The 11,016-nt window shown below is 54.7% G+C and carries 8 protein-coding genes; all 8 read left to right on the top strand.

Translation table 11 applies throughout. From position 1 onward, the window contains the following. Window positions 1-9: 9 nt before the first annotated feature. Window positions 10-1,113, top strand: a complete 1,104-nt coding sequence (locus tag EFQ99_RS06880) for a hypothetical protein (protein WP_126920096.1) — start codon at window positions 10-12, stop codon at window positions 1,111-1,113. 914 nt (window positions 1,114-2,027) lie between these two features. Further along, entirely contained in the window at window positions 2,028-3,203 is a 1,176-nt protein-coding gene (locus EFQ99_RS06875) for a CgeB family protein (RefSeq protein WP_126920094.1), read from the top strand. 27 nt (window positions 3,204-3,230) lie between these two features. Then, entirely contained in the window at window positions 3,231-4,070 is an 840-nt protein-coding gene (locus tag EFQ99_RS06870) for an ABC transporter permease (RefSeq protein ID WP_126920092.1), read from the top strand. 11 nt (window positions 4,071-4,081) lie between these two features. Beyond that, window positions 4,082-5,311: an ABC transporter ATP-binding protein gene (locus EFQ99_RS06865; RefSeq protein ID WP_126920090.1), complete on the top strand. Its 1,230-nt coding sequence runs from the start codon at window positions 4,082-4,084 to the stop codon at window positions 5,309-5,311. 25 nt (window positions 5,312-5,336) lie between these two features. After that, a complete protein-coding gene (locus EFQ99_RS06860) occupies window positions 5,337-6,023 on the top strand; it encodes an acylneuraminate cytidylyltransferase family protein (RefSeq protein WP_126920088.1) in 687 nt (228 codons plus the stop codon). After that, window positions 6,020-8,269, top strand: a complete 2,250-nt coding sequence (locus EFQ99_RS06855; RefSeq protein WP_126920086.1) for an N-acetylneuraminate synthase family protein — start codon at window positions 6,020-6,022, stop codon at window positions 8,267-8,269. The genes EFQ99_RS06860 and EFQ99_RS06855 overlap by 4 nt, the downstream gene beginning before the upstream one ends. A 16-nt stretch (window positions 8,270-8,285) precedes the next feature. Next, on the top strand, window positions 8,286-9,266 hold the full coding sequence (locus EFQ99_RS06850) for a GDP-mannose 4,6-dehydratase (protein ID WP_164736342.1): 981 nt from the start codon (window positions 8,286-8,288) through the stop codon (window positions 9,264-9,266). Continuing rightward, on the top strand, window positions 9,256-10,752 hold the full coding sequence (locus EFQ99_RS06845) for a hypothetical protein (RefSeq protein ID WP_126920082.1): 1,497 nt from the start codon (window positions 9,256-9,258) through the stop codon (window positions 10,750-10,752). Before EFQ99_RS06850 ends, EFQ99_RS06845 begins: the two co-directional genes overlap by 11 nt. Window positions 10,753-11,016 lie beyond the last annotated feature (264 nt).

Below are 11,016 nucleotides of genomic sequence, written 5' to 3'. Positions count from 1 at the left end.
CGAGAGCTCGTGGAAATCGTTGGTGATCTCGGCGAGGCCCAGTTGGCGGAAGCAATCCGTGGAACTCAGAGCGAACTTTCTGCGGCTGAGGAGAAGAGCCGACAAGCAACGCAGGCGCGGCAGTCGATTGAACAGCGGCTGGCATCGCTTGACGTTGCACTCCCGGCCGCAAGGACGCGTCAACAACAGGCTATTGATCAGGTCGCCGCTGTGACGCGACGAAAAGTCTACGCCGAGGAAACTTGGCAGAGACTTGCTTTCGCTCAATCGGAAGTACCCGACAAGCACGCGATCACTCCGTGGACAACGACCATCGGCCGACTGCGAGAGAGGTTGAGAGAAGCCGATGATTTAATGAAGCGGCTGCGGGACGGTCGATCTGCCAAGGCTCTCGTAGATAATCATCTGGCAGCGTTGGAGCGGCTGCGGGTCGCGGTAAGTGGCGCCCCGAACAGCGAGAGACTGCAGCTTCGTAAGGAGGCGCAGGATCGCGTGTCTGCCAAGGTCAGACTCACGCAGGCAACCCGAGAGACAAAAGACATCGCCCAGGCCGCGAGCTCAGACATTCTCGACGAACTGGCGGATTTCAACACCAGCTACATGCAGCCTCTCGACACCCTCATGAAGGCCATAAACATGGCAATCATGGGCGATCCAAGGGTGGGCTTGGAGTCATACGTTAAGAACCGCCGCGTCGAACAGCGGCCAACAAAAGAGGGGCAGGCCCTCCCTCCTGAGATCGCGTCCATAGATGCACGGTTGATACACAGCGAAGGCCAAATGGCAGCCTTGTCAGTCAGTATGCTGTGTGCCGCCAGCCTAACCTACCCATGGTCCCGCTGGCGGGGGTTGGTCCTGGATGACCCGCTTCAGCACAACGACACTATCCACGCTGCCGCTTTCGCGGATTTCGTCTGTAATCTTGTGGCCAGCCGCGGATATCAGGTGCTCTTATCAACTCACGACCGCGCTCAGGCAGAGTTTCTGCGGCGGAAGATGACATCTCGAAACCTGCCTTGCGCCGTCCTCAATCTGCTGGGGACCGGGCAAGACGGTGTCGAATGGACCTACAGGACGGGGGAAAGCGCGACGCCCTTTGTGGTATCCGCATAAGCGAGCTTAGCTAAACTTGCTGGTTTGTGATCGTAGACATGGGTGCCCATCGACCACCAGATGTCCGCTTCCCACCTCGCTGCAGCCAGGCGTAGCGCCGTCCGCTTCATGGCGCGCTGTGGACGGGGCCGTGCCCAAGACGATACCTAATCCGGACCGTTGCAGCGCCCTGTATTACCGACAGGTGGACGTGCTATCGCGGGGCGAGTTATGGCGGACCGGCAGCCAATCCGAAATTAGACAGCGGAAATTATTGCCGCTCGCCCGCCCTGTTGACTGATGCCCAAAGCCAGGGCACAAAGGTGGCATCCACGGTCGCTCGCGATGGGAAAACATAGAGAATTCAAAGGCGATTTCGCTAAGTTATTGAAATCATGTGAGAATCCAGGTTCCCCAGCCAATTGATTTCGCTAGAACCAAACATCGATAGAACCAAGCCGGAAGATGTTCTGGGCGGATTGCGCGCTGATGCTGCTTCACCTAGGCTCTCAACATGTCACTCAGTGACCGTCGACAACCGCTTCTAGATCGCGGTAAGGGATTGCCCTTGTTGCCATATCAACCTCACTGCGATAGTGCAGAAAAATAAACCGACATCAGCGATTCCTACTCGCCGGGCAAAGTCGAAGCAACGGCTGGAGCAGATGAATTTTCGATCCGAGACTTATATCAGGCTTCGGTCGATTTGCCGGCAAACGATTGTCGTCCTGCTCGCGCGATCTCTGTCACCTGCGCTTGCTATCAGAGATGGAGAATGCTTCGCCGCACGCGAGAGAGCTATAAGATCTGCTCGCTCCTCCCGCAGTTCCATCCTGAGTGCTTTTCGGTTTCAGCACCCTTTTAACTGTCGCTGAGATGCCGCTGAGATAGCATCGGAAGAAGACATTAAATAGACGATTGGACGCTTTCAAAGTATGGCCATGCGCGTTTTCATTATCAACACCGACTACCCCGTGTTTCTTCGCAAGCTGTATGCTGATCTCCCCCTTTTGGGTTCGGCCTCCTACGCTGAACAAATGGCTGCGCGCAATGATAGCCTTTTTGGTGTCTTTGACGCCTATTCAGTCGGATTTCGTCACTCCAGCCATGAGGCGATCGAGGTTCATGCCAACAATGGCTCGATGCAAACGATCTGGATGAAGGAAAACGGCTATGTGCCTCCGCGCTCGACCACCCGTTCCAAACCTTCCTTATGGGCCCGGGCGGCAAGACGTTTGTTACCCCCAGGGAAAGCCCGGCAACTAATCGACTCGAGCGTCACCCTTCGCTCAGCAACACCGATTGAAGGGTGGTCTTTGGCCGAAATGCTGCTTGAGCAGGTCAAAGCATTCCGCCCCGACATTGTTCTCAATCAATCAGTGAGCGAGGTGGGTTCAGATCTTCTTTTGAAGATGAAGCCTTATGCAGGAAAGTTTGTCGGCCAGATAGCTTCGCCGTTGCCTGACAATGAAAGCTATGCCGCTTACGATATGATGATCTCGTCGTTGCCGAATTTTGTCGACTATTTCAGACAGAAAAGTATTCCCGCGCATCTCAACAGGCTCGGATTCGATCCGCGCGTTCTCCAAAAAATCGGCCGGCTGGAACGAAGTGTCGATGTGTCATTCGTTGGTAGTGTTTCTCAAGCGCATGCAGGTCGAACGATACTGCTCGAATATTTGACCAGAAACACCGACATCGCTATATGGGGCGGCGGCGGGGACCAGTTGAGCAATGCCTCGCCTATCCTGCCGCGACACAGAGGCGAAGCTTGGGGCTCGGATATGTTCCGTATTCTCGGTTCGTCCAAAATCACGGTGAACAACCATATCGGCATTGCTGAAAATTTCGCAAACAACATGCGGCTTTACGAGGCGACGGGCATGGGCGCGCTTCTCGTGACCGATCGTAAATCGAATATTGCGGAGATCTTCGAGCCTGGAAAAGAAATCGTATGCTACGAAAGCGCAGAGGAATGTGCTGAGCTGATACGGTTCTACCAGCATAATGATCGCGAGCGGGAGCGGATCGCGCAAGCAGGTCAACGGCGAACTCTCAATGAACACAACTACAACATACGAACGCAAGAACTATCGAAGCTGTTTGCCTAGCAGCGAATTGAAGGACGGCTTTGGCGCATGGAACATACAAACGAACACATTGTGAAAATTCACCCGAGGAAGGGCTTCGCGTCGGTGAATTTTGCTGAGTTGTTTGAATACCGATATCTGCTTTACCTCTTTGTCTGGCGAGATGTGAAGACACGCTACAAGCAGTCCTACATCGGCATCATCTGGATTTTGTTGCAACCGCTTGCAACTATGGTGATCTATTCCGTGTTCTTTGGCTATCTCGCCAGATTTCCGTCGGAAGGCGTGCCATACCCAGTTTATATTCTTGCAGGCATCACCTGCTGGCAATTTTTCAGCCGCTCGCTGACAAGCGTCAGCACGAGTCTCGCCGATCAGCAAGCTCTTCTGAGCAAGATATACTTCCCTCGGCTGCTCGCTCCGATCGCTGCTCTGCTGAGTTCGCTTTCCGACCTTGCAGTGCTTTTTCTGATGCTCCTTTGCGTGATGGTGATTTTCGGTGTCCCGCCGTCATTCAACATGGTTATCGCCTTCGGCTATCTGGTACTGCTTGGTCTCTTAGCGCTTGCGGTCGGACTCATTCTTACAGGACTTGACGCTTTGATCCGAGACGTGCGTCACGGACTGGCGCTCGTTACGCAGCTTTGGTATTTTGCGTCTCCAATCATCTACCCGATTGAACTCGTTCCAGAGAAATTCAAGGTTTACTACCTCCTCAACCCGACGACACCATTGGTGCAGGGGTTCCGCTGGGCATTGCTCGGGGGGAATGTCGCAGCACCGCCGGCCTGGGCAGTCGCCAACTCCGCTTGTGTCATCATTGTTCTTTTGCTGATCGGCGCGATGCTGTTCCAGCGTTTGGAACGCACGATCGTCGATCATATCTAGGGCCTCCGAAAATGTCGCATCCAGTTATCACGGTCGATAACTTATCCAAGTATTATCGACTGGGCGAAACCGCCTCGACCGGCGGGGTGATGTCGTCTTTGACATCGCTTTTCAAGCCTCGCTCAACGGCGCAAACAACGAGAGACCTCTGGGCACTGAAGGATGTCTCGTTCGAGGTGCCAAGAGGACAGGTCACGGGGATTATTGGCCGCAACGGCGCGGGCAAAAGTACCCTGCTGAAAATTCTATCCCGCATAACGGACCCGACCAGCGGCTCGGCCACCATTCACGGCCGCGTTGGGTCGCTACTTGAGGTGGGAACCGGCTTCCACCCTGAACTGACCGGTCGTGAGAACGTCTTCCTCAACGGCTCGATCCTCGGGATGGCTCGAAGAGAGATCGAGAGGAAATTCGATGAGATCGTTGAATTTTCTGAAATCGGCGTTTTCATAGACACGCCTGTGAAGCGTTACTCCAGCGGCATGTACACCCGGTTGGCGTTTTCGGTTGCCGCTAATCTGGATCCGGAAATCCTAATCATCGACGAGGTTCTGTCCGTCGGCGACGCGGCCTTCCAGAAGAAATGCCTGGTGAAAATCAACCATTTGATGCGGAGCGGCAGAACAGTCCTCTTCGTTAGCCACAATATCGGATCAATCAACGAGCTGTGCAACTCGGCAGTCCTTCTCCACAAAGGAAAGATGGTAAAATCCGGAGGTGTCAGCGAGACTATCGAGGAATATACCAAGCTCATCGCCGACAGCTCCACAACCCAGAACGACGCGGGTTATCATGGTGATGGTGTGAGCTTGAATCGCGTCGCGGTGGCTAGGCCAGATGGCACGCCAGAAACGGTTTTCGATATCAACGATGAGATCGTTCTCACTTTCGAATACGAGGTTCATAAGCCGCTTGAAACATTGCAGCTAACCATTGTTGCCCTTCGCAATATGATTGAATTGTTTTCCAGTTTCGACACGGACGGTTTGGAGATGCCTTTGATTCGCCGTGACCCCGGCAGATATCGTGCATCATTTCATATTTCGCCGCGCTTCCTGAAGGCGGGCGGCTATTCGATTACTACCTACCTTGGCACCGTAAGCGACCTGCTGCTGGAGGTACCGGCCTCCATACAATTCACAATTGAGGAACTCTCTGAAAATACAGCATACCGAGGTTATAAGAGAGAGCGGCTAGGCCATATCATTGCCCCCGGCCTCTGGGATACAATTGAGCTCTGATATTTCTGACAGACTGGGTTCCGCCGTGAAAATACTTGCAGTCATACCGGCACGCGCCGGCTCCAAGGGCATTCCTCGCAAAAATCTGCTGCCCCTAGGCAATAAGCCGCTGGTTGCATGGAGCATCCAACAAGCGCTGGAAGCAACTTCGATCGATCGGGTCGTTGTGTCGACGGATGGCGCCGATATTGCCGAAGTCGCACGCCAATATAACGCGGACGTACCCTTCCTGCGACCCGACCACCTTTCTACCGATACATCTTCAACAGAGGAGGCGATGATCCACACCGTGGAGATGTTGGCGAAGACGGGCTATAGTCCGGATTTTGTTATTCTTCTTCAACCCACCTGCCCAATCCGCAAGCCGGGATCTGTCGAGCAGTCCATCCAGACCCTTCTGAATACTGCCAGCGACAGCATCGTATCGGCGAAAGAGATCCATCCCTTCCTTTGGCAACGGCCCACGGACGCCCGCGCGCATTATGATTTTCGCAATCGGCCGCGCCGTCAGGATGTTGCAGAGGAGGATGGGCTCTTTGAAGAGAACGGTTCCATATATATAACTCGCACAGAAATTCTCCTGCGGGACAAATGTCGCCTCGGTGGGAAGATTGGAATTTATCAGATGTCTGCGATTGAAAGCGTCGACATCGATACGATTGACGACCTTGCGCTCGCGGAAGCTGCGCTTCGCTCGACAGGTATGCTATGATCATCGACCGGAACATCTCTAAATACGCAGTGCTTTCAGAAGCCTCCATCACCGAGGCGCTTGCCCAGATATCGAAGATCAAAAAGGGCTTTGTTCTTTGCCTCAGTCCCACAGGCCACCTGGATGGTATCCTGACGGACGGCGATTTCCGGCGGTGGATATCAGCAACTCCGCGCATTGAGCTGGATCAACCTGTATTGTCGATCTGCAATCGCTCGGCAGTCAGTGCGCGTGACGACAGTCCAACCGAACTGCTTGTTGGATTGTTTAACGGTCAGGTCAAATTCATACCGTTGGTCGATGCGCACGCAAAAGTGACGGCGATCGCCCTGGCGCAGACCGATGACGGCTTCGAAATCGCTGGACGGAGAATTGGTCCTGACGAGCCCAGCTTCATTATCGCGGAGATCGGGGTGAACCATAATGGCAGCGTAGACATCGCAAAGCAGCTCGTCGACTGCGCGGTGGAGGCAGGTGCCGATTGCGCCAAATTTCAGCTTCGGGACCTGCAGTCACTTTACCGAAATAGCGGCAAGTCCGACGATGCAAGCGCCGATCTCGGCGCGCAATATACGCTTGAGGTGCTCGCCCGGTCCAATCTTACGAATGAACAAATGGGCGAGATTCTCGATTACGCCCGTTCGCGCGGCATCATACCGCTTTGCACCCCGTGGGATCTGCGTAGCGTCGCCTACCTTGCCGCTTGGGGTGTTGAGGCATTCAAGATTGCATCAGCTGATCTTACCAACCATCAGTTGCTCCGCGCCGTAGCGGCCACCGGCAAGCCGATGATCTTGTCGACAGGTATGTCACGCGAAGCCGAGATTCTGGAGAGTGTCGGTGAATTGCGTCGAGCAGGCGCGCAATTTGCGCTTCTCCATTGCAATTCCACTTATCCCGCGCCTTTCAAGGATGTGCATCTTCGTTATATGGACCGGCTGGCAAAACTCTCAGGCGCCATCGTTGGCTACTCGGGACATGAGCGGGGCTATTCCGTGCCGATTGCTGCAGTCGCTCGCGGTGCCTCTATCATTGAAAAGCATATCACACTGGATCGGAACATGGTCGGAAACGATCATAAGGTCAGCCTCGAACCGGGCGAGTTCAAGGATATGGTAACGGCTATCCGCGAGATCGAAGCTGCTCTGGGAACATCGGCGGTTCGGGAGCCTTCCGTCGGCGAAATGATGAATCGCGAAGTGCTCGCCAAGAGTCTCGTTGCTTCTTGCGACATAGCTGAAGGTACAAAGATTGACGCGTCGATGGTGTCAATCACCAGCCCCGGGAAAGGGCTCCAGCCCAATCGCATCAACGAGCTTATTGGCCGAGTTTCAAACCGCCAGATCGACGTGGGCGATTTCTTCTATCCGACGGATTTGCAGGATGCGATCGTAAGGCCGAGGGCGTTTTCATTCAAACGCCCCTGGGGTATCCCCGTTCGTTACCACGACTGGCGGCAGCTTCATCAAGGGCTGCCGATGGATTTCATTGAATTCCATCTTTCATACAAGGATATAGAAGCCGATCTCGATCGTTTTTTTGACGCCGAAGTGCAGACGGGGCTAGTGGTCCACAGTCCAGACCTCTTCGCAAATGATCATATTCTGAATCTGGCGGCCGACGACGAGGAATATCGGGAAATCTCGATAGGCCACTTGCAATCGGCCATAGACGCCGCACGAAGCCTTAGGCGCTGGTTTCCTAATGCAGGCAAAATACCACTTGTTGTAAGTCTCGGCGGCATGTCCCGCGATGAGGCCGTCGCGAAGGATCGTATTCCTGAGCTCTACCAACGCGTCGCGGACTCACTCCTACGCATCGACAGTGATGGCGTGGAGATCATGCCGCAAACATTGCCACCATTCCCGTGGTATCTCGGTGGGCAACTGCATTGCAATCTCTTCGTCGACCCCGAAGATACGTTGGATTTTGCCAAAACCAACGGGCTTAGAATCTGTTTCGATGTTTCGCATTCCAAACTTGCGGCCAATCATCGGGGACGTTCTTTTGACGAATACGTCGAGCTATTGGCGCCTGTGACCGGCCATCTGCATATCGTCGACGCGGCCGGCGTGGATAGCGAAGGTCTGCAGATTGGCGAAGGCGAAATTGATTTCACCAGCCTCGGTGTGCGGCTGGCCGAACTCAGCCCGGGTATTTCCTTTATTCCGGAGATCTGGCAGGGGCACAAGAATGCCGGCGAGGGCTTCTGGATCGCGCTCGACCGGCTGGAAGGAACTCTGTGATCGGGGAACACTGGCCATGACGATCCGTGCACTTGTAACGGGCGTAACCGGTCAGGACGGCTCCTATCTGGCTGAACTGCTCTTGCGGAAGGGCTACGAAGTACATGGCGTTGTCAGGCCTGAGCGCCTGGCACATCAGGCGCTGATGCCGGAATATCTTCAAATGCTCCTGTCGCGGATCGTCGTCCATGGCGCCGATCTGCGAGACAGCACACAGATTTCCAGTATATGCAGATCAGTTGCGCCAGATGAAACTTATCATCTCGGCGGTCCCAGCCGCGTTGACAGCAACGTTACAGGCAGCTCGGATGTCTATCATGCGATCTTCGGCAGCACCAAGGCGCTGCTCGACGCTTTAACTGATCGCCCCGGCAGCCGCTTCTTTCTTGCCGGCACATCCGAGATCTTTGGCACCCCCCTGCAGACACCACAGTCTGAATCGAGCGCTCGCAATCCGCGCTCTCTCTACGGATTTGCGAAGCTTGCGGCAACCGATCTTGTCGCGCGGTATCGCACGGCTCTCGGCAGCTTCGCCTGCACAGGCATTCTGTTCAATCATGAATCACCTCGTCGGGAGCAATTTTTTCTCTCCCGCAAAGTTACGCGCGGCTTGGCAAGAGTGGCGCTCGGGCGACAGCAGCATGTCAGCCTTGGAAACCTCGATGCCCTGCGAGACTGGGGGTATGCCCCGGACTATGTTGAAGCAATGTGGAGCATCTTGCAGCATCGTGTTGCTGCAGACTATGTTGTCGCCACAGGCAAAGCGAGAAGCGTTCGGCAATTGGTCGAGACGGCCTGCTCCGTTCTCCATCTGGACCCCGCGGGCTGCATCGAGCAGGATCCTCGATTCTTCCGGCCGCTGGAGCCCATACCGCTCTGCGGCGACCCGCGCTTTATCGAGCGAGAAATCGGATGGAGCGCCCGAAAATCGTTTGAAGAACTAATCCGTGAAATGGTTCTGCATGATATTGACGCGGAGAAAAAACGTGGGGGATAAGCCCGCGCGTGATGAAGTTGTCGATGTAACGGCCTATCGTTTTCAATCGGCGCTGATTGAAGCAATCGAAGCACATGTTTCGGCTCTGAGGCGCACCCGATTGCGTGCTCTCCAGTATAGGGGAGCTGATTTTGGTCGGGTAATCGCGATCGAACTCTATTTCCGCCTGATCAACGACGCGGATCTGCGAAAGGCCTTTGATCGGCAGACCGCCGGAGAGGCATTGCCCGACCACCCCGACGCCATACCCATCTCGACTGTTGCGAACTGGGTGTTTCAACACATGTCGGGCCGTTATCGCAACCCGCTGACAACGTTAAGTGGTTGGAAATCCTATATTCGTGAGCATCTCAATGAATGGCGCACTGGCAGCCGGAAGCAATATCGACAACAGAACAGACATGTTCGACGCGAAGAAGAAAGTCCCGTTGTGGCGCTTGCCCTGTCGCGACGATTCTACCTGTATCTCTCGCCCATCATGCAACTATCAAGCAACGATCCGATATGGCTCGTTCCCGATAATCAGCCTTGGGTAGATGAGCTCGTCGCGCAGGGCAAACGAGTGGAGCGCTTTCCGACCGCGCCCGAGATAAAGCCGCAAGCACCAGTTCTTGGCCCCCTGACGAACTGGGATGCAAACCTCTGGCGGTATGATCATTTCCTCGATGTCCTTTGCAAGCTGTCGGCAGCAACGGTTGTCGTCGCAGAAGGCAACAATCCCGACGATGAAATTCTAGCGCGTGCGGCACAATCGGCTGGTGTGCGGAGCATTTGCATTCAGCAGGGCTGGTCGCCCGTCGTTCACAACGGTTTCCGTCGCATGCGGTTCGACCTGTTTTGTGTTTGGGGTGAGGAATTTGCGCGAATGCTCCGCCCTCTTAATCGGAGGCAGCCCTTCGCGGTTACAGGAAGCCACATGATCGCACCTTTGGAGAGAAAGGCTGATCCCGTCGCGCGCGGGATTTCCGTATTCCTTCAGAAGGATTCCCTTCTGATCACGCAGGCCGCCTGGATCGGAATGCTCGAATTCGTCCACTGGTGTGCAACCACCTGGCCCGATCGTGAGATTCTCGTTCGGGAGCATCCCGCCGGACCGCTCACCGCTGAGGAAACAGCGATGATCGGTAATCTTGAGAACATCGTGTTCTGCCCCGCCCGCGAGATGCCGCTGCAGGAGGTTCTTGATCGGTCCGAACTGGCGGTCTCATTCTTCTCGACAACGTTGATTGAAGCCCTAGGACGTCATGTCGTGCCGCTTATCGTCAATATCACGGGTGCGCCCCGCTACTCACCCGATCTGGAAGCAATGGGTGTCGCTGTAGAAGTTTGCGATTTTGATCACGCAAAAATCGCGACCAAAAATCTTCTTGGCGGGGAGATTTCTCATATGCGGCACCGCATTCCGGTTATTATAAACCGCTTTTTTGCCGCCCAGAGAGACGCAGCACTAGACAATATCGTTCGGCTGATTAAGAAGTCCGATTAATCGGCGATAAATCTGCGGTGGTATTCCATCTGAGCTGGAGGCCTAAACAGTGCAAGAACCGGAAAAGGGCAACGTGACCGTCTCGAGAATGGTGCCGGCCGCAATCTTTTCACCGGTGTCTTTCCGGTATCACAGTTGGGAAACGCCTATCGAACGTATAGTATCCGGGTCGACCACACCGGCCAAGACGACAAGCGGATTGGAAATACCTCAATGGGTGTTTCGTGCTGCCCGTCTTATTTTCGGCACCCGCCTATATAATAG

This window comes from Rhizobium vallis (assembly GCF_003985155.1).
GTDB classification, from domain to species: Bacteria; Pseudomonadota; Alphaproteobacteria; order Rhizobiales; family Rhizobiaceae; genus Rhizobium; species Rhizobium vallis.
Note: the sequence above shows the minus strand (reverse complement) of the source record. Positions and strands in the feature narration are given on the sequence as shown.

Excerpts from the sequence above, each read along its gene's own strand:
- EFQ99_RS06875 (WP_126920094.1), top strand. The coding sequence starts at position 2,028 with ATGGCCATGCGCGTTTTCATTATCAACACCGACTACCCCGTGTTTCTT.
- EFQ99_RS06870 (WP_126920092.1), top strand. The coding sequence starts at position 3,231 with ATGGAACATACAAACGAACACATTGTGAAAATTCACCCGAGGAAGGGC.
- EFQ99_RS06865 (WP_126920090.1), top strand. The coding sequence starts at position 4,082 with ATGTCGCATCCAGTTATCACGGTCGATAACTTATCCAAGTATTATCGA.
- EFQ99_RS06855 (WP_126920086.1), top strand. The coding sequence starts at position 6,020 with ATGATCATCGACCGGAACATCTCTAAATACGCAGTGCTTTCAGAAGCC.
- EFQ99_RS06850 (WP_164736342.1), top strand. The coding sequence starts at position 8,286 with ATGACGATCCGTGCACTTGTAACGGGCGTAACCGGTCAGGACGGCTCC.